This is a genomic window from Streptomyces olindensis (assembly GCF_040645895.1).
GTDB classification, from domain to species: Bacteria; Actinomycetota; Actinomycetes; order Streptomycetales; family Streptomycetaceae; genus Streptomyces; species Streptomyces olindensis.
The window spans coordinates 65,783-84,934 of sequence record NZ_JBEYZD010000016.1 but is presented as its reverse complement, the minus strand read 5'-3'; the positions used below and the strand labels follow the sequence as shown (position 1 = coordinate 84,934).

Here is a 19,152-nt window from a genome sequence, read left to right as displayed (position 1 = left end):
TTGTTGTCCCTGTCGCCGCGGGGAACACCCCTGGCAAGGCGGCAGACACCTGGTCCGGGTGGCGGAATGGCAGACGCGCTAGCTTGAGGTGCTAGTGCCCTTTATCGGGCGTGGGGGTTCAAGTCCCCCCTCGGACACCAGTGACACGAAGGGTGCCGACCAGATCATGGTCGGCACCCTTTCTCGTGCGCAGAACGCGCGCTACTGCGCAGAACGCGCGCTACGTCCCCGATCCCTCCCGCCCGGCGACCCGGCGCGCGGCGATCGCCATGACGACCGTCGACGCCAGGGCGATGCCGGCACCGACGTACAGCGGTGAGGTGTAGCCGAGGCCCGCGCTGATGGCCAGACCCCCGAGCCAGGCGCCCAGGGCGTTGCCGACGTTGGACGCCGACACGTTGGCACTGGCGGCCAGCGCCGCCCCGTGGGCGTAGTCGGTGACGCGAGTGATCATCCCCGGCACACTGGCGAACCCCGTCACCCCCAGCACGAACACCAGGACCACCGAGGCGACCGCGCTGTCGGCCAGCAGACCGAACAGGACCAGGGTGAGGGTGAGCGCCAGCAGGGCGAGGACCAGGGCCCGGTCGCGATCGCGGTCGGCCGCGCGCCCGCCCACCAGGTTCCCGACGACCAGACCGACGCCGTACACCATCAGAAGCCAGGCCACATCGCCCGGGGCGAAGCCGCTGACCTCGGTGAACGTATAGGCGATGTAGCTGAACGCGCCGAACATCCCCCCGTAGCCGAGCGCCGTGGCGATCAGGGTCAGCCAGACCTGCCAGGACCGGAACGCCCGGAACTGGGCCGCCAGGCCGAGCGGCGGCACCGGACCGGCGCCGTCCCGCGGACCGCCCGCCGGCACCCGGCCCGCCCGGGCCGGGACCAGGGCGGTGATGCCGGCCAGCGCGAGCACGCCGATCGCGGTCACCGCCCAGAACGCCGCCCGCCAGCCCCACTGCTCACCGACCAGCGCGCCGAACGGCACACCCAGCACGTTCGCCAGGGTCAGTCCGGCGAACATGACCGCCACGGCCTGGGACCTCTTCTCCGGCGCGACGAGAGCGCGCGCGACCAGCGAGCCGATCCCGAAGAACGAACCGTGGCACAGCGCCGCGACGATCCGCCCGAGCAGCATCACCGGGTAGTTCGGCGCGACCGCGGACAGCAGGTTGCCGATGACGAACAACGCCACCAGGCCGATCAGGACCTGCTTGCGGGGCAGCCGTGCCGTCGCCGCGGTCAGTGCGATGGCCCCGACCGCGACACTCAGCGCGTACCCGGAGATCAGCCGGCCGGCCGCCGCCTCGGACACGGCGAAGCTCGACGCCACCTGGGGCAGCAGACCGGCGATCAGGAACTCGGTCAGCCCGATGCCGAACCCCCCGAGCGCCAGCGCGACAAGCCCGCCCGGGACCCGCCGCCGCGCGGAGTCGGTCCCCTGTAACGCGAGTACGGAGTTGTCGTCGTTCATGCGCGGGTGGCCTTTCGGGAGGGATCGGATGAGTCCGTCACACGGCTCCTCAACCTCGGTACCCCCGCAGCTTCCGGTACAGCGTCGCCCGGCCTATCCCCAGTGCCGCCGCCGCGCGGGCCTTGTTGCCGCCGTGGCGGCGCAGTGCCTCCAGGATCGCGGCGCGCTCGGCGTGCTCCATCGGGCTGAGGGGCCGCGCGGCCGGTCCGTCCCGTACGGTGTCCGGCAGTTCCGAGCGGCGGACAGGGCCGGACGCGCGGCGGTGCTCCGCCAGGGCCCGGACGACGTGGGCCAGCTCGGTGACGTTCCCGGGCCACGGGTACCGCTCCAGCGCGCGCAGGGCGTCCAGGGTCCAGGTCAGCGGCGGCAGCCCGGGCGCCGGGCGGGGCGCCAGGGCCGACAGCAACTCCCTGATGTCCTCGGTGCGTTCCCGCAGCGGGGGCAGGGTCACGGAGCGGGCGGACAGTTTGTCCAGCAGGCGCTGCAGACAGGGGCCGGCCGGCGCGCCGGGCGTGTAGGTGACCAGCAGCGGGGCGTCCGGGTGCGTGTCGAGCAGGGAGTTGAGCGCCGCCACGCCGGGCTGGGCGAGGCGCTCGGCGTGCCGGAGCAGGAGCGGCCGGTCCGCCTGCCAGGCGGACAGCACCCGGTCGAGCCCGGCGTCCCGCGCGGCATCGGCGACCCGGGCGTCACCCGGCCCCAGCAACTCCCGTGCCAGCGCGGACTTGCCCGTCCCGCGCTCACCGGTCAGCAGCAGCGGCTCCCGCGTGCGCGCCAGCTCGACCGCACGTCCGACGGCGTGCCGCCACGGCACCGAGGAACCGGCCAGGGCGACCGGCGGCAACGGCGAGCCCGACACCGAGGGCGCCGGATCTTCACGCGGTTCCAGGACCGCCACGACCCCGATGACGCCGCCGTCCAGACGCACCGGGGTGACCCGCGCGGTGCACCCGGCGCTCTCGGGCAGCTCCACGGACTCGCCTGACGCCAGGGCATCGTCGGGCAGCACTGCTGACGCGTCCGGCACCACTCTCTCCGTCCCGGCGGACGGCCCCACCTCCCCGGCCACCTCCCCCGAGCCCGGGAGATCCGCATGCCGCGCCGCCACCGCCGTACGCTCCAGCGCCCCGAGCACCTCAGGCGTCAGCAGCCCCTGCGCCGCGCCGCTGATCAGCCGGTTGCGGCCGTCGAGGGCGGCCACGGCACGGTCCTTGCCCCGCGCCGCCCGCAGGTACGCGTCCAGCAGCACCCGCTCGGCCCGCCCCGCCCGCGCGCGCAGCTCCGTCTCGACCGCCGCGGCGGCGGCCTCGGCGAGTGCCGCCTGCGGGTGCGGCGGACGCGCGGCGCACGGCCGCGACGCGACGGTCAGGGTGCCGAGCACCTGGCCGTTCTCCGGGGCGAGCACCGGGACGCTGACGGCGGACACGTCCTGCCACCGGTCGAGGAAGTGCTCGGGCCCGTGCACCTCGGCCCGCCGCCGGGCGCGCAGGGCGAGAGCCGCGCTGTTGTTGCCGACCTCCCGCTCCGACAGGACGGGGCACGCACCGAGCCCGGGCACGCTCCCCGCCGTCCACAGCACCCGCAGCCGCTCGTCGGTCAGCACGAGCAGTGAGCGGCCGGTGCCCAGGGCGGGGACGATCCGGTCGAGCACCGGCCGGGCGGCGACGAGCAGCGCCGACTCCACCGGCCGTACCGGGTCCGTGGCCGGGGCCTCCAAGTCGTGCGGCACGCCGAAGAACCGGGCCCGCCGCCACGCGGCGACGACCTCCTCCGGCACGCCCAGCGGCAGCTGACCTCCCGACAGGAACCGCTCGCGGGCGTCTCGCAGCGAGGGCCGGGCGGTGGCTGCGGCAGAGGGCTCGATCGTGGTCACGGCAGGCACCACCGTATCGGGTTCGGTTGAACCGGCAACAACTGGTGGCCGCGGCACCCCACCCGGACCACCGGGTGTCTCGTATTGAGACACCCACCGCCCGCCCGGCCACTCCATGATCATGAACGCTCGATGTCCGTCCCCATGTCCCCCGCAGGAGCGCCCCGTGGCCACCGTCGTCGACACCGACGTCCTGATCGTGGGCAGCGGCCCGGCCGGTGCCTCCGCCGCGCTCGCCCTGAGCACCTACGGCGTGCCCAACCTCGTCGTCACCCGCTACGCGAGCCTCGCCGACACCCCCCGCGCGCACATCACCAACCAGCGCACCATGGAGGTGCTGCGCGACCTCGGCGTGGAGCAGGAGGTCGTCGCCCAGGCGACCCCGCAGCACCTGATGGGCAACACCACCTTCTGCACCAGCCTGGCGGGCGAGGAACTGGGCCGCGTCCGCTCCTGGGGCAACGACCCGCTCGTGCAGGCCGAGCACGAACTGGCCAGCCCCACCCGCATGTGCGACATGCCGCAGCACCTCATGGAGCCGGTCCTCGTGAACGCGGCCTTCGCCCGCGGCACCCGCCTGCGCTTCGAGACGGAGTACCTCTCCCACACCCAGGACGCCCACGGCGTCACGGCCACCGTCCGCGACCGGCTGCGCGGGGACACGTACGAGATCCGCGCCAAGTACCTGATCGGCGCCGACGGCGGACGCTCGAAGGTCGCCGCGGACGCCGGGCTGCCGATGGGCGGCCAGATGGGCGTGGCCGGCAGCATCAACATCGTCTTCGAGGCGGACCTGGCGAAGTACACCGCCCACCGCCCCTCGACCCTCTACTGGGTCCTCGCCCCCGGCGCGACGGTCGGCGGCATCGGCGCCGGTCTGGTCCGCTGCGTCCGCCCCTGGAACGAGTGGCTGATCGTCTGGGGGTACGACGTCGGCGCGGGCGTGCCCGACCTGACGACCGAGTACGCCGAGTCGGTCGTCCGCAAGCTCGTCGGCGACGACGACGTCCCGGTGACGATCAAGTCGTCGTCCGCGTGGACCGTCAACGAGATGTACGCCGAGCGGTACGCGAACGGCCGGGTCTTCTGCGCCGGCGACGCCGTGCACCGGCACCCGCCGTCCAACGGCCTCGGCTCCAACACCTCGATCCAGGACGCCTACAACCTGGCCTGGAAGCTCAAGCTCGTCCTCGACGGCACCGCCCACCCCCGGCTGCTCGACAGCTACACCGCCGAGCGCGCCCCGGTCGGCCGGCAGATCGTCACGCGCGCCAACCAGTCGATCCGCGAGACCGCCCCGGTCTTCGAGGCCCTCGACGGGCTCGCCCCGCAGACCCCCGAGCAGCTGTGGGCCAACATCGCCGCCCGCAAGGACGCCACCGAGGCCGCCGAGAAGCAGCGCACCCGGCTGCGGGAGGCGATCGCCTTCAAGGCGTACGAGTTCAACGCGCACGGCGTCGACCTCAACCAGCGCTACGCCTCCGACGCGATCGTCCCGGACGGCACGCCCGACCCCGGCTTCACCCGCGACCCGGAGCTGCACCACCAGCCGTCCTCCCGCCCCGGCGCGCGGCTCCCGCACGCCTGGATCACCTCCGGCGCACGCACCCTCTCCACCCTCGACACGGTCGGCCGGGGCCGCTTCACCCTGCTGACCGGCATCGGGGGAGAGGACTGGGTGCGGGCGGCCGAGGCGCAGGACGTCGAGATCGCCATCGTGGTGATCGGCCCGGGGCAGGAGTACGAGGACCCGTACGGCGACTGGGCACGCCTGCGCGAGACCTCCGACGCGGGCGCCCTGCTCGTACGCCCGGACGGCTTCGTCGCGTTCCGGCACGCGACCGCCGCCCCGGACGCCGGGGAACGGCTCGCCGACGCGCTGCGGCGGATCCTCGGACACGCCTGAGCGCGCGCCATCATGGAAGAAGCGCACGTCGACGACGAGGAGCGGGCATGACCACCGACGCGACCGGGTCCGACGTCACCGAGCAGGCCCTGGCCAGCCTGCGCACGACGGCCGATCCGCGGCTGCGCGAACTGCTCACCGCGCTCGTCCGGCATGTGCACGACTTTGCCCGCGAGACGCGCCTCACCCAGGAGGAATGGGAGCAGGCGATCGGCTTCCTCACCGCGACCGGGCAGACCTGCACCGACACCCGGCAGGAGTTCATCCTGCTGTCGGACGTGCTCGGCCTCTCCATGCTCGTCGAGACCCTCCACGGCCACCGCGCGCCCGGCGCCACCGAGTCGACCGTGCTCGGCCCCTTCCACATGACCGAGTCGCCGGTCCGCGAACTCGGCGCCGACATCGACCTGGTCGGCGGCGGCGAACCCTGCGTGGTCAGCGGCCGGGTGCGGTCCGAGGACGGCACGCCGCTGCCCGGCGCCCTCGTCGACGTCTGGCAGGCCGACGACAAGGGCTTCTACGACGTCCAGCAGCCCGGCGTGCAGCCCCCCGGCAACGGACGCGGCCTGTTCACCGCCGACGCCGAGGGCCGCTTCTGGTTCCGCACCTGCGTCCCGGCGGCGTACCCCATCCCCACCGACGGACCGGTCGGCGGCCTGCTGCGCGCGACCGGACGGCACCCCTACCGCCCCGCGCACATCCACTTCATCGCCACGGCCGAGGGACACGCGCCCGTCACCACGCACATCTTCGTCGCCGGCGGCGAATACCTCGACTCCGACGCCGTGTTCGCGGTGAAGCAGAGCCTGGTCCAGGACTTCGCGGAGACCGACGATCCCGCGCTCGCCCGGGAGTTCGGTGTGCCGAACCCCTTCCGGCACGCCGCCTTCGACCTCGTCCTGGAGCGCACGGCATGACGTTCCAGGAGGAGTTCACCTACGAGACCCGGCCCGTGCGGGTCGTGTTCCGGCCCGGCGCGGCCGTCACCGCGACGCCGGGCGAGGCCGCGCGCCTGGGGTTGCGCAGGTTGCTCGTGGTGTGCGGCAGCCGGGGCGAGACCGTCGCCCGGGCGGTCGCCGACGCGCTCGGCGACAGCTGCGTGGGACTGCACGCCGAGGCCCGGATGCACGTCCCCGTCGAGGACGCGGACCGTGCCGTCGCGGCGGTCCGGGCGGCCGGGGCGGACGGCTGCGTCGCCGTCGGCGGCGGCTCCGCGATCGGACTCGGCAAGGCCATCGCCCTGCGCACCGGACTGCCGCTGATCGCCGTGCCGTCCACCTACTCCGGCTCCGAGATGACCCCGGTCTGGGGCCTGACCGAGCACGGCACCAAGCGCACCGGGCGCGACCCGGTCGTCCAGCCCCGCAGCGTCGTCTACGACCCCCGGCTCACCCTCTCCCTGCCTCTGTCGCTGACCGTGACCAGCGGCGTCAACGCGCTCGCGCACGCCGTCGAGGCGCTGTACGCCCCGGACGCCTCGCCGCTGGTCTCGGTCATGGCCGAGGAGGGAGTGCGGGCGATGGCCGAGGCGCTGCCGCTGCTGGCCGCCGACCCCGGGGACCTGGACGCGCGCGGCAGGGCGCTGTACGCGGCGTGGCTGTGCGGCGCGTGCCTGGGCGCCACCACGATGGGGCTGCACCACAAGGTCTGCCACGTGCTGGGCGGCAGCTACGGACTGCCGCACGCCGAGACGCACACCGTGGTCCTGCCGTACGCCCTCGCCTTCAACGCCCCCGCCGTGCCGCGGGCGTTGACCGTGCTGCGCCGGGCCCTCGGCGCCGAGGACGTGCCCCGCGCCCTGTGGGAGCTGTCCGGTCGCCTCGGCGCACCGCGGTCCCTCGCCGGACTCGGCCTCGCGGAAGGCGACGTGGCCCCGGCCGCGGACCGGGTCGCCGGCGAGCCGTACGCCAACCCGCGCCCGGTGACGGCGGACGGGGTGCGGTCGGTGCTGCGCGCGGCGTACGAGGGCGGCCCTCCGGAGGACGCGGAGGGGACTGCCGTATAGCCGGCAAGGGCGGAGTACAGCCCGCACAGCCTTGCGGACAGAAGGTGACCGCAAGGCTTCCTACGGTCGTGGCATGACTCAGACGCAGAAGATCCTCGTCACCGGTGCCACCGGAACCGTCGGCCGCCAGGTCGTCGCCGAACTGCTCGCCCGGGGCCACCAGGTCCGCGCCCTCACCCGGGACGCCGCGAAGGCCGTCTTCCCCGCCGGTGTCGAGACCGTCGAGGGCGACCTGACCGCACCGGACAGCCTGGTCCCGGCCCTGGAGGGCATCACCGGCCTCCACCTGATCACCTTCGGCGGGGCCGCCCTGACCCCGCTGGAGACCGGCCCGCGCATCCTGGAGCTGGCCCGCTCGGCCGGCGTCCGCCGGATCACCGTGCTGCACGGCGGCGGGCCCACCCCGCTGGAGGACGCGGTGCGCGCCGACGACGAGGTGGGCTGGACCGTGCTCATGCCGGTCGAGTTCATGGCCAACGCCCTGGAGTGGGCGGACGGGATCGCGGCCTCGGGCGAGGTCAGCGAGCCGTTCGTCGACCGGCTCAGCGCGATGGTCCACGAGGGCGACATCGGTGCCGTCGCCGCGGTCGCGCTCACCGAGGAGGGGCACTCAGGCCAGGAGTACGTGATCACCGGCCCGGAGGTGCTCACCGTCGGCGACAAGGTGAAGACGATCGCGGCCGCCGCCGGCCGGGAGATCGCCCTGGTCGAGCTGACCGAGGAGGAGGCCGTCGCGCGGTGGCGGGCGGCGTACCTCCCGGAGGACGTCATCGGCTTCCTGCTGGAGGCGTACGGCAACACCCCCGAGGTGGGCCGCACGGTCGCCGGAACCGTCGAGAAGGTCACCGGCCGCCCGGCGCGGACCTTCGCCCAGTGGGCCGCCGAACACGCGGACGTCTTCCGGGAGCGGTCCTGACTGTCTCGTAATGAGACACCCGGGCCGGAACCCGGTCCGTCAGGATCGACGAGGGGGTGTGACCGCAGCAAGGTGCGGCCGTGCGGCGTGCGCTGAATCGCCGCCGTACGGGCGCACACCCGAAGAAAGGTGAACCACATGGCCCTCGCACTGCTCCGGCGCCGGTGGCTCAAGAACACCTCCGCCGCAGCGGCGGGCCTCGCCCTCCCCCTTCCGTCCGGTGCCGGTGCCGTGGCCCGCGAGGTCGTCGACCCGATGGGCTCGCCCCTGGCGGCCGCGGACGTCACCGTCACCGCCCTGGACACCCACCGTGTCGCCGCCCGCGGGACGACCGACCCCTACGGCTACTTCCTCGCGGCGCTGCCGCCGGGCCGTTACAGCCTGCTGATCTCCGCGGAGGGCCTGCGGCCGCACCGCGAGACGATCGAGGCCGTGGCGGGCGCGTCGACGCCCACCGAGCGCGTCTGGCTCGCACCGGCCGAGGCCCTCCAGCTGCCGACCCCCGGGACCTGGCTCTTCGACCCGCCGCACACCGCGATCCGGTTCATCGCCAAGCACGTCGGCATGGCGAACGTCCACGGCCGTTTCGAACGCTTCGAGGGCGGCATCCAGATCGCCCAGGACATGACGGACTCCCGCGTGCACGTCCGCATCGACGCCTCCAGCATCACCACCGGCAACACCACCCGCGACAACCACCTGCGGTCCGCCGACTTCCTGGACGTCGAGCGCTTCCCGTACATCGACTTCACGAGCGCGCGCTTCGCCTACCGGGGCGGCAGCAAGTGGACGCTGCAGGGCTCGCTCACGATGCACGGCGTGAGCCGCTCGGTCGCGCTGGACACGACGTACCTGGGCACGGTGAACGGCGGCTACGGACAGGAACTGCGCTGCGCGGCCCTGGCCACGGCGGAGCTGCACCGCGAGGACTACACCCTGAACTGGCGTTCGATGCTGGCCCGGGGCATCGCGGTGGTCGGCCCGACGGTGCAACTGGAGCTGGACGTCCAGGCGATGTACCGCACCCACGACACCCCGACCCCGCCGGAATAATCCCTGGCCCGGTGCCTCCGGGTCTCCCTACACTCACGCACGTACCCGCGCCGCCCACGACCCGGGCGGTGCGCCGGCGTGACGAACGAAGGGAGACGGCCGTGCGTGATCACACCGCTGCCGCCGTCTCCCAGCCGCGCTACGAGGTGATCCTCGTGTCTTCGTCCCCCCGGTGCCCGCTGCGCGGCGGCACCGGCTGACCGGGACGAACACCGGGTACTCAGCGCTTATCTGACGTGCAGTCAGACCCGTGTCTCTCTTGTGCCCTCTCTCCCGGAAATCGCGCTGCCCTTTCCCGATCGCACCGAAAGGCCCCGGGCCGTGCGCACCACCCACAACCCGCTCGCCGTCGTCCGCAACCTCGGCATCCTCGCCCACGTCGACGCCGGCAAGACCACCGTCACCGAACGGATCCTGTTCGCCACCGGAACCACGCACAAGCGCGGCGAGGTCCATGACGGCACCACCGTCACCGACTTCGATCCGCAGGAGCGGGACCGGGGCATCACCATCTTCTCGGCGGCGGTGAGCTGCGCCTGGGACGGCCACCGGATCAACCTGATCGACACCCCGGGGCACGTCGACTTCGCCGCCGAGGTGGAGCGCGCGCTGCGGGTGCTCGACGGGGCGGTGGCCGTGTTCGACGCGGTGGCCGGGGTGGAGCCGCAGAGCGAGTCGGTGTGGCGGCAGGCCGACCGGCACGGCGTGCCGAGGATCGCGTTCGTCAACAAGATGGACCGCGCCGGCGCGAACCTCGACGCGGCCGTGGCGTCGATCCGGGAGCGCCTGCACCCGGCCCCGCTGCTGGTGCAGCTGCCGATCGGCACCGAGGACGCCTTCGCCGGCGTCGTCGACCTGGTGCGCATGCGCGCGCTGCGGTGGCCCGGCGGCGACGCCCTGGAGGAAGGGCCCGTGCCCGACGACCTGCGGGACGAGGCCGGCGCCCGCCGCCGGGCGCTGGAGGAGGCCGTGGCGGAACTCCACCCGGGCGCGCTGGAGGAGTTCTGCGACACGGGCGCGCTCCGCGAGCGGACCCTCGCCTCGGCGCTGCGGGACCTGACCCGCAACGGCGACGGCGTGGTCGTGCTGTGCGGCTCCGCCTACCGCGACCGCGGAGTCGAGCCGCTGCTGGACGCCGTCGTGGCCTACCTGCCGTCGCCGCTGGACGTGCCGCCGGTCCGTGGCACGCAGGGCGGCGAGGTGCGGGAACGGCCCGCCGACCCGGCGGCGCCGACGGCCGCGCTCGCGTTCAAGGTGCACGCCACGCCCACCGGGCGGCTGACGTATCTGCGGATCTACTCCGGGACGATCGAGAAGGGAGACACGCTGTGGGACGCGAGTGCGGGGCGCGCCGAGCGGATCGGCCGGATCCTGCGCGTCCAGGCCGACCGGCACGCACCCCTGGACCGGGCGGTCGCCGGTGACATCGTCGCCGTCGTCGGGCTGAAGTCGGCCCGGGCCGGCTCGACCCTGTGCGCGCCGGACGCCCCGCTCGTCCTGGAACCCCCGGGTGTGCAGGAGCCGGTGGTGTCGGTCGCGGTCGAGTCCCGCCGGGCCGGCGACACCGACCGTCTGGCGTCGGGGCTGGCCCGGCTGTCCGAGGAGGATCCGTCGCTGGTCGTGCGGACCGACCCGGAGACCGGGCAGACGCTGCTGTCGGGCCTGGGCGAACTGCACCTGGAGGTGGCGGTGGAGAAGCTCCGGCGCGACCTCGGGCTGGAGGTCGGCGTGGGCCGGCCCCGGGTCAGCCACCGGGAGACCGTCGGCCGGGGTGTGTCCGGGCTGGTGTTCCGGCACGTCAAACAGGACGGCGGGGCCGGGCAGTTCGCCCATGTCGTCCTCGACGTGGAGCCGTACGCGGAGGGAGGCTTCGACTTCCGCTCGGCCGTCGTCGGCGGGCGCGTGCCGCAGGAGTACGTCCGGGCGGTCGAGGCCGGCTGCCGGGACGCCCTCGCCGAGGGACCGCTGGGCGGGCACCCGGTGACCGGGCTGCGCGTGACGCTCACCGACGGGGCTACCCATGTGAAGGACTCCTCGGACGCGGCGTTCCGCACGGCCGGCCGGCTCGGACTGCGTGCGGCCCTGCGTGCCTGCGTGATGGTCCTGCTGGAGCCGGTCGCCGAGGTCACGGTCACGGTGCCCGAGGACGCGGTGGGCGGTGTGCTCGGCGACCTCGCCGCCCGGCGCGGGCGGGTGACCGGCTCGGTCACCCGCGCGGGCGCGGCGGTCGTCACCGCCACCGTGCCGCTGGCCGAACTGTTCGGCTACGCGACCCGGTTGCGTAGCCGCACCCAGGGCCGCGGCACGTTCACGGCCCGGCCCACGGGCTACGCGCCGGCGCCCGCGGCCGCCGCGGTGCGGTGAGACCGCGGCCGGCTCCTCCCCTTTCGCGTGGGGGAGGGGCCGGCCCTTCCTACGGGCCCGACTTCTATGGGTACGACACCACCGTCGACGGCACGGTGGACGTCCCCGACGTGGGCGCTCCCGTGTCGTTGATGACGCACTCGTACTGCCCGTTGCCGCCCAGCGAGACCACGAGCAGGTCGTGGAAGCGCACCCCGGGTCGGTTCGGCGCGGCGAAGCCGTGGTGCTGCACGATCGTCGGGTCGACGTTGTAGTAGCAGTAGCTGCCCAGGCCCGCGTGGTCCCTGCTGGACAACTTCGAGTGGGCGTACGGCTACGAGAAGCGGTTCGGTCTCGTCCACGTGGACTACGCGATCCAGCAGCGCACGATCAAGGGCACAGGCCACCGGTACGCCGAGGTGATCCAGGCCCATCGGAGCCGGGGGCGCAGGGCTGCCTGATCCGACGATGCCGGGGGACGGGCGGGGGCGGAGCGACGGGGGCGGTACGGGCAGCCTCCGCCTCCCAGGTAACCTCGGAGGCGTAGTCATCGCGGCCCGACGGGCTTCCGCTCCACCTCGGTGGAGTCTCGAAGGACATGCCCCCACCCGCACGAGTCAGTTCGTGCTGCCCGGGGGAAGTCCTTGCTGTTCCGCGCGTCTGCCGCATCGGTCGCCGCCATGGCGCTCGACCACTCTCTCTATCTCCATCTCACCGAGCAGTTCACCCACGTGCACGGCTACCGGCCCGGACCCTCGGAGGCGCGCTCCTGGGAGCGGAGCATCCCCGCCCTGGCGGCCGCGCTCAACGACGCCGGGCTCGGTGGCGTGGAGGTCATGCTGGAGTACGCGCTCCCGCTGAACAGCAAGCGCGCCGATGCCGTACTCGCCGGTGTCCACCCGGAGACGGGCGAGCCGTCGTACGTCGTGGTGGAGCTGAAGCAGTGGAGCCAGGCCGAGCCGGACGAGGAGGACCCGGCGCTGTGTCACGTGGACGCTTACGCGCATCCTGTCCTCAACCCCATCGAGCAGGTACGCCGCTACTGCGAGTACCTGGTCAACTTCAACGGTGCGGTGGCCGAGTATCCAGGTCGGGTCAGCGGAGCCGCGTTCCTGCACAACGCGACCGAGTTCGGGGTGGGTGGCCTGCGCGCCATCGAGTCCGACGAGCACGGCCTGCTGTTCACCGGGGACCGGCGCGGCGAGTTCCTCGACCATCTCCGTACGAGGCTCAGCGACCGGCGGCCCGGCGCCGGGGCAGCCGACGAACTGCTGGCGGGGAAGACCGTACCGTCCAAGCAGCTCATGTCGGTGGCGGCGCAGGAGGTACGCGAGCGTGAGCAGTTCGTCCTCCTCGACGAACAGCAGGTCGCCTACCGCATGGTGCTGAACGCCGTGCGCCGGGCCAAGCGGTCCGACCACAAGGAGGTCGTGGTCGTCACCGGCGGCCCCGGCACCGGCAAGAGTGTCATCGCCCTCTCCCTGCTCGGAGAGCTGTACCGGCAGGGTGTCCCCGCCCTGCACGCCACCGGGTCACAGTCCTTCACCAAGACCATGCGGAAGGTGGCCGGTTCCCGCAAGCGGGAGGTACAGGAGCTGTTCAAGTACTTCAACAGTTTCATGACGGCCGAGAAGAACAGCTTGGACGTCGTGATCTGCGACGAGGCACACCGCATCCGGGAGACGTCCGCCAACCGGTACACACCGGCCGCGCACCGGACCGGGAAACGGCAGATCGACGAGCTGCTGGACGTCGCCAAGGTGCCCGTCTTCCTCCTCGACGAACACCAGGTCGTCCGTCCCGGGGAGATGGGCCGGGTCGACGAGATCAAGGCGGCGGCCGCGCGCAGAGGACTGACCTGTCACCTTGTACCGCTCGACAGCCAGTTCCGCTGCGGCGGGAGCGATGCCTACCTGCGCTGGGTCGTACGCCTCCTGGGACTGGAGCCCGGCGGGCCGGTGGTGTGGGACCCCGACGACCGCATGCAACTGGTGATCGCCGAAAGCCCGCAGGAGATGGAGTACTTCCTGGACGGCCGGCGCGGCGAGGGCTACGGAGCCCGGATGTCGGCGGGCTACTGCTGGCCCTGGTCTCCCGAGCCCAAGCCCGGGGAGCCCCTTCCGGCCGACGTGCGCATCGGGGACTGGGCCCGCCCGTGGAACCTACGGGGCGACCGCTCCGTGTCCGGGGCACCGCCCTCCGCCCTGTGGGCGACGGACCCGGCGGGTTTCGGTCAGATCGGCTGTGTCTACACCGCTCAGGGATTCGAGTACGACTGGTCCGGCGTCATCATCGGACCCGACCTGGTGTGGCGCGGTGACCGCTGGATCACCGACCGCACGGCCTCCAAGGACCCGGTCTTCAAGCGGTCGACTCCGGACGCGGACATCGACCGCCTGATCCGCAACACCTACAAGGTTCTCCTCACCCGCGGCATGGTGGGCACGGTCGTCCACTCCACGGACGCGGAGACCCAGGACAAGCTGCGCGAGCTGGTGGGCCGGCCACGACTCACAGCCGTGGGGGCGTGACCGGGTCCGCGGCCTCGCGAAGACCCGTCCATGACGTGGGCACCGTGGCTTGGAAACGGCTGCCGGGGAGACCACACACCTACGATCACCCTACCGATCGCGGCCCGACGGGCTTCCTCCGCACGAGGACAGGCCCCCACCCGCACGAGTCACTCGTGCCCTGGGGGAACGTCCTCGTGTCCATGCTCCTGCTGAGGTTGTCCGCGCAGGACCTGCTCGCCCTGAACTCCCGGCGCCGGATGGTGCCCCATCTGGCAGCCAGATGGAAGCTCTTCCGGGGCACGGAAGCCTCGCTCTCCGAACGGACAGCGTGGGCGGAGAGCCTGGTCGAGCTGGCGAAGGACCTCGTGGCGGCGGACCGCGGCGGTGTGGAGATGATCGTCGAGTGCGCGGCGACGGTCGAGGAACCGGAGAACCGCAACGACCAGCGCCTGATCGACGTCGTTCTGGTCGGCCGCCACCCGGAGACCCATCACCCGTCGTTTCAGCTCGTGGAGCTGAAACGCTGGTCGACGGTCACCCGGGTCGAGGCCGCAACGGCCGAACTGGTTCACGTACCGGGAATCATCGAGCCGAAGCGACACCCTGCCCTGCAACTGCGCGAATGCTTCGACCTCTTCACCGGCGAGAAGGGGCCGCTGGACGGGCTCGAGGTCGAATGCGGCGGATTCGCCTATCTCCACAACGCCACGGAGGAATCCGCGAAGCCCCTGCTCGACACCGAGGCGCCCACCGGGATCTACGCGCGCACGTACACCAAGGACCGCCGCCAGAGACTGCTCGCCGACCTTCGGGGACATTTCGCGGAGAACGGCGGTGACCACGCTGCCGAGCTGTTGCTGAAGAGCATGAATCTCCGTAACACGCCCCTGCTCGACGCGATGATCAGGTCCCGGGGCGAAGACACCGTTTTCACTCTGCGGAGGAGGCAGAAGGAGATCGCCGACGATGTCATGGAGAAGGCGTCCCGGATACTTGGGGACCCGGATCGGCCGACCCTCGTCCCGGACGAGCGGAGGGCCGTGTTCGTCGTGACCGGCGGCGCGGGCACAGGCAAGAGCGCTGTCGGACTACAGCTCAAAGCCCGGTTCGAGGCCGACGGACGGACGGTCCGATACGCCAGCGGCAGCAGGGCCTTCAACGGGGCGCTCCAAGAGCACGTGGGGTACGGCGACAGGGAGTTCAAGGAGAGCTTCACCTACTTCAGCAGCTTCGTCACGCCGCCCGACCCGCCGCTCGACGTCCTCATCTGCGACGAGGCACACCGGCTGCGGGACAGGACCACCAACCGTTACCTGCCGGCCGAGGCGCAGGGGACGAAACCTCAGGTGGACGAGTTGCTCGACGCCTCCCGACTCACGGTGTTCTTCCTGGACGGAAGCCAGTCGGTACGACCGAACGAAGTGGGCACGGCTGACCTCATCGCGAACGCGGCCAAGGCTCGTGGCATCACCCCCGCACGCTACGAGTTGCCCACCCAGTACCGATGTGGAGGAAGCGACGGGTACGTGCACTGGGTGCGCGATGTCCTGGGGCTCACCGAGAACGAGCCGGAGCCCTGGACCCCTGACGGGCTCATGCACGTCGAGGTCGCCGACAGCCCCGAGGACATGGAGCGGATCATCAGGGCGGAGGCGGAGGCAGGGGCCTCCGCCCGCATGGTCGCCGGGTTCTGCTGGCCTTGGACCAAGCCGCAGGGCAAGGGGGCAGGGCGGTGGCTGGAAGACGATGTCCGCATCGGTGGCTGGCACAAGCCGTGGAACGCCTACAGTGAGAGTTTCTGCGAGGACGGAACCGTGCCGCCCTCCAAGATCTGGTCCGTGCACCCTGCCGGGATCAACCAGATCGGCTGCGTCTACACCGCACAGGGACTCGAATGGGACTGGTGCGGTGTGATCATCGGCGAGGACATGGTGCGCCGCGACGGTCGCTGGGTCTTCCAGAAGGGCAAGGCGCGCAAGGACCCGGAAACCGGGGTCAAGCGAGTGGCGGCCCCCGGCTCCTTCGACCCCAGTTTGCGGGGCAGGAAGCCGGACGACGAGGACTTCGCCCGGTGCATCCGGCACGCGTACCACGTGCTCATGACCCGGGCCAGCCGGGCGACCGTCCTCTACTCCCCCGACGAGAAGACCCAGACGTATCTGAAGCAGATCGTCGGAGACGTGCGGATCGACGGTCTGCGTCCCACGTGGGAGAACCTGCCGCCCGTGGCGCGGACAGCGCACCTGCCCCGGCCCAAGCGGGGGCGCAACCGCTCGCGCAACAGGAAGAAGCAGAACAAGCCCGACCAGGGGCAGCGGCCCCTCTTCTGAGAGCACTCCCGGCGACCCAGCCGGAGAGTGACGGGAGAGAGGAGAGTGGCGGGTTCACCGGACCCGCCACATGCCTGCCTCAGACGAGGAGGCGCGCTGCCGCCGTCAGCAGCTCCCACACAAGGTTGGAGGCAACTCCGGCTGCGGCGCCGACCAGGATCTCGCGAATCCAGGAACGGCGCGCGGGCTTGTACTCGACCGGTTCCATGAAGAGCCACTCCAGGTTGTGAGTTCGGAATGGCAGGGATCGCCCTACCGGGCATCCGCCCTCACAGAAGTGAGGTCCACGTGGTGGATTCACCGTTCGTCACTCACGACCAGCGGACTGGACCGTGGACACCGCCTCGTACCCTCCGGGAAGGTGCGCAGCGGGTGTGAGCGTAGTGACAAGCGCGGGATCATGCCAACTGGCAGACTGGTCATAGGCGTTCAGGGTCCTGTCGATATCCGGTTGTCTCGCGTGCCGTCGGCTGTCAGTCTCGCCCCCATGCCCTCCTTCACCGCCCCCGACGGCACCACCCTCGCCTACCACCTGACCGGAGACGGCCCGCCCTTGGTCTGTCTCCCGGGTGGTCCCATGCAGGACTCCGTCTATCTGGGGGACCTCGGCGGTCTGGGCGCCCGTCGCACCGTGGTCCGGCTGGACCTTCGGGGGACCGGCCGGTCGGCGGTGCCGCGGGACGTGGGCTCGTACCGGTGTGACCGGCAGGTCGACGACGTCGAGGCGCTGCGGGAAGAGTTGGGGCTGGAGCGGCTGGATCTGGTCGGGCACTCCGGCGGCGCCAACCTGGCCGTTCTGTACGCGGCCCGTCATCTCGACCGCGTGGGGCGCCTCGCTCTCGTCACGCCCAGCGTCTTCGCGGTGGGGCTCGGCGCCACTGCCGAGGACCGGCTGGAGACCGCGCGCCTGCGCCGGGGCGAATCGTGGTTCGCCCCGGCGTTCGCGTCCCTGGAGGCGATCACGGCCGGCCGGGCGGCGGACGGGGACTGGGACGCCGTCGCGCCATTCTGGTACGGGCGGTGGGACGACGAGGCACGCGCCTTCCGCGCGGCGGAGGAACACCAGCGCAACGCCGAGGCGGCTGCTCGGTACGCCTCCGACGGTGCCTTCGAACCCGACGCCACCCGGGCCGCCCTCGCCGCGTTCCCCTCACCCGTCCTCGTCCTGGCCGGGGAGTACGACGTGGCGGCACCCGCGCGCGTGATGAAGGAGTACGCGGCGCTCTTCCCGAAGGGTGAGGCGGTGGTGCAGAGCGGGGTGGGGCATTTTCCGTGGCTGGACGATCCGGGGCCGTTCGCGGCAGCCCTGCTCGCTTTCCTGGACGGCGTCAGCAGTCCCTGAACTCCGGTGACTGGTTCAGGATCTGCGCGCGTGCGGACGTGAAGCGGGCGTACGTCTCGCCGTCCCGCGACTCGGGGCGGAACGCCGCCACGCGGTGGCAGTTCTGGAAGGCCAGGGCGATGCCGAAGTGGCGCTCCAGGCTGGTGCGGATCGCGTCGCTGGCGAGGGCGCGCAGGAGCTGGCCGCGTTCCCGTTCGGACGGGGGAGGGGTCTGGTTGTCCGTGAACTCCGCCCGGCCGGCGTTCAGGTCGGCGGCGAGGGAGGCGATCAGGTCGTAGGCGTAGGGGAGGGACGTGCGGACCGTGTCCACGAAGTCCTCCTCGCGGATGTCGCCGCGTTCGGCTTCGGCGAGGAGTCGGTCGGATACGTCGAGGGACATGAGGGGCGTCCTGTCTGGTCGTCGGTGAGGTGAAGAGGGCTCAGGCGTTCGCCGGGCCGCCGGGGACGTAGTCGGGGTCGATCTGGGCCGCCAGGTCCTCGCCGGTGCGGGCGTCCGCCCAGGCGCGGGCGTTGCGCAGGTGGAACTCGACCGCGTGGCGGTGGAGCCGGGTCCAGTCGCGCGGGTGGGAGTCGACCGTCTCGCGCAGGACGTTCAGGGCGTGCCGGTTGTGCGCTTCCAGTTCGCCCCGCTCCCGGCCCTGTTCCGCCGCGCGGACCCAGGAGGACTGCTCCAGGTGGGTCAGGAGGTCGTCCCCCACCTGCTCCTTGAGGAAGAGGAGGTCGTCCTCGCAGGTCACCTTGTTGCCGACGACAGCGATGCGGATGCCGAACTGTTCGGCGTGGTCGCGGTACTGGCGGTAGACGGAGACGCCCTTGCGGGTGGGTTCCGCCACCAGGAAGGTGATGTCGAAACGGGTGAAGAGGCCGGAGGCGAAGGCGTCCGCGCCCGCCGTCATGTCGACCACGACGTATTCGCCGGGCCCGTCCGCCAGGTGGCCCAGGTACAGCTCGACCGCGCCCAGCTTGGAGTGATAGCAGGCCACGCCCAGGTCGGACTCGTCGAACTCGCCCGTGACCATCAGCGGTACGCCGCCCGCGCGGCCGACGTGCCGCGCGTGCAGTTCGTCGTCGCCGAGAGGGCGCAGGAGGCGGGAACCGCGCCCCGGGGGAGTCGTTTTGATCATCGCCTCGGGGGAGGGGATGCGCGGGTTCGTGCCCCGCAGGTAGTCCTTGATCCCGGGCAGGTGCGCGCCCAGGGGAGGAGCGGACTTCTCCTCGCCGCCGAGGGCCTCGGCCAGGTGCTGGTTGATGTCGCCGTCGATGGCGAGGACCGGGGCGCCGGACCGCGCCAGGTGGCGGGAGAACAGCGCCGACAGCGTCGTCTTGCCGCTGCCTCCCTTGCCGACGAACGCGACCCTCACGACCCACCCGCCTTTTTGAAAATGGATGTCATGTGGCTA

Annotated in this window: 14 protein-coding genes, 1 tRNA gene and 2 pseudogenes; 11 read left to right on the top strand and 6 right to left on the bottom strand. The window is 72.2% G+C overall.

What is annotated here, in order from left to right; genetic code table 11:
* Positions 1 to 52: 52 nt before the first annotated feature.
* Positions 53 to 140: transfer RNA gene (locus tag ABZ948_RS12975), tRNA-Leu, on the top strand.
* Between the two features lie 80 nt (positions 141 to 220).
* Here ABZ948_RS12975 and ABZ948_RS12970 read toward each other — a convergent pair.
* On the bottom strand, positions 221 to 1,474 hold the full coding sequence (locus ABZ948_RS12970) for an MFS transporter (RefSeq protein ID WP_359758964.1): 1,254 nt from the start codon (positions 1,472 to 1,474) through the stop codon (positions 221 to 223).
* 49 nt (positions 1,475 to 1,523) lie between these two features.
* Complete coding sequence (locus tag ABZ948_RS12965; protein ID WP_359758963.1) at positions 1,524 to 3,344, bottom strand: sigma-54-dependent Fis family transcriptional regulator; 1,821 nt, start codon at positions 3,342 to 3,344, stop codon at positions 1,524 to 1,526.
* 121 nt (positions 3,345 to 3,465) lie between these two features.
* On the opposite strand from ABZ948_RS12965, the gene ABZ948_RS12960 reads away from it, so the two are divergent.
* The 6 genes from ABZ948_RS12960 to fusA all read left to right on the top strand — a co-directional run bounded on the left by ABZ948_RS12960 (position 3,466) and on the right by fusA (position 11,588).
* Positions 3,466 to 5,250, top strand: coding sequence for an FAD-dependent oxidoreductase (locus ABZ948_RS12960; protein ID WP_435857483.1), 1,785 nt, complete (start codon positions 3,466 to 3,468; stop codon positions 5,248 to 5,250).
* A 47-nt stretch (positions 5,251 to 5,297) separates the two neighbouring features.
* Positions 5,298 to 6,167: an intradiol ring-cleavage dioxygenase gene (locus tag ABZ948_RS12955; RefSeq protein WP_359758961.1), complete on the top strand. Its 870-nt coding sequence runs from the start codon at positions 5,298 to 5,300 to the stop codon at positions 6,165 to 6,167.
* Positions 6,164 to 7,255, top strand: a complete 1,092-nt coding sequence (locus ABZ948_RS12950; RefSeq protein ID WP_359758960.1) for a maleylacetate reductase — start codon at positions 6,164 to 6,166, stop codon at positions 7,253 to 7,255. Before ABZ948_RS12955 ends, ABZ948_RS12950 begins: the two co-directional genes overlap by 4 nt.
* A gap of 73 nt (positions 7,256 to 7,328) precedes the next feature.
* On the top strand, positions 7,329 to 8,171 hold the full coding sequence (locus tag ABZ948_RS12945; protein WP_359758959.1) for an NmrA family NAD(P)-binding protein: 843 nt from the start codon (positions 7,329 to 7,331) through the stop codon (positions 8,169 to 8,171).
* A gap of 138 nt (positions 8,172 to 8,309) precedes the next feature.
* Positions 8,310 to 9,224 (top strand): YceI family protein, encoded by a 915-nt coding sequence (locus ABZ948_RS12940; RefSeq protein ID WP_359758958.1) that lies wholly within the window; start codon positions 8,310 to 8,312, stop codon positions 9,222 to 9,224.
* Between the two features lie 321 nt (positions 9,225 to 9,545).
* Positions 9,546 to 11,588, top strand: coding sequence for an elongation factor G (gene fusA, locus ABZ948_RS12935; RefSeq protein WP_359758957.1), 2,043 nt, complete (start codon positions 9,546 to 9,548; stop codon positions 11,586 to 11,588).
* Between the two features lie 64 nt (positions 11,589 to 11,652).
* Here fusA and ABZ948_RS12930 read toward each other — a convergent pair.
* Positions 11,653 to 11,862, bottom strand: a pseudogene (locus tag ABZ948_RS12930) (coagulation factor 5/8 type domain-containing protein); the annotation flags it as partial.
* Between the two features lies 1 nt (position 11,863).
* Between ABZ948_RS12930 and ABZ948_RS12925 the strand changes: the two are divergent.
* The 3 genes and pseudogenes from ABZ948_RS12925 to ABZ948_RS12915 form a co-directional block, all read left to right on the top strand.
* Positions 11,864 to 12,028, top strand: a pseudogene (locus ABZ948_RS12925) (family 1 glycosylhydrolase); the annotation flags it as partial.
* A gap of 183 nt (positions 12,029 to 12,211) precedes the next feature.
* A complete protein-coding gene (locus ABZ948_RS12920) occupies positions 12,212 to 14,098 on the top strand; it encodes a DNA/RNA helicase domain-containing protein (RefSeq protein ID WP_359758956.1) in 1,887 nt (628 codons plus the stop codon).
* Between the two features lie 182 nt (positions 14,099 to 14,280).
* Positions 14,281 to 16,410: a DUF2075 domain-containing protein gene (locus tag ABZ948_RS12915; RefSeq protein ID WP_359759011.1), complete on the top strand. Its 2,130-nt coding sequence runs from the start codon at positions 14,281 to 14,283 to the stop codon at positions 16,408 to 16,410.
* 79 nt (positions 16,411 to 16,489) lie between these two features.
* On the opposite strand, the gene ABZ948_RS12910 is transcribed toward ABZ948_RS12915, so the two are convergent.
* Positions 16,490 to 16,618: a DUF6408 family protein gene (locus tag ABZ948_RS12910; RefSeq protein ID WP_232840675.1), complete on the bottom strand. Its 129-nt coding sequence runs from the start codon at positions 16,616 to 16,618 to the stop codon at positions 16,490 to 16,492.
* A gap of 279 nt (positions 16,619 to 16,897) precedes the next feature.
* Here ABZ948_RS12910 and ABZ948_RS12905 point away from each other — a divergent pair, with 279 nt between their 5' ends.
* Entirely contained in the window at positions 16,898 to 17,752 is an 855-nt protein-coding gene (locus ABZ948_RS12905) for an alpha/beta fold hydrolase (RefSeq protein ID WP_359758955.1), read from the top strand.
* On the opposite strand, the gene ABZ948_RS12900 is transcribed toward ABZ948_RS12905, so the two are convergent.
* A complete protein-coding gene (locus tag ABZ948_RS12900; RefSeq protein WP_359758954.1) occupies positions 17,739 to 18,131 on the bottom strand; it encodes an SCO5389 family protein in 393 nt (130 codons plus the stop codon). The two genes, ABZ948_RS12905 and ABZ948_RS12900, sit on opposite strands and share 14 nt — an antisense overlap.
* Before the next feature lie 40 nt (positions 18,132 to 18,171).
* A complete protein-coding gene (locus tag ABZ948_RS12895) occupies positions 18,172 to 19,113 on the bottom strand; it encodes an ATP-binding protein (RefSeq protein WP_359758953.1) in 942 nt (313 codons plus the stop codon).
* Positions 19,114 to 19,152 lie beyond the last annotated feature (39 nt).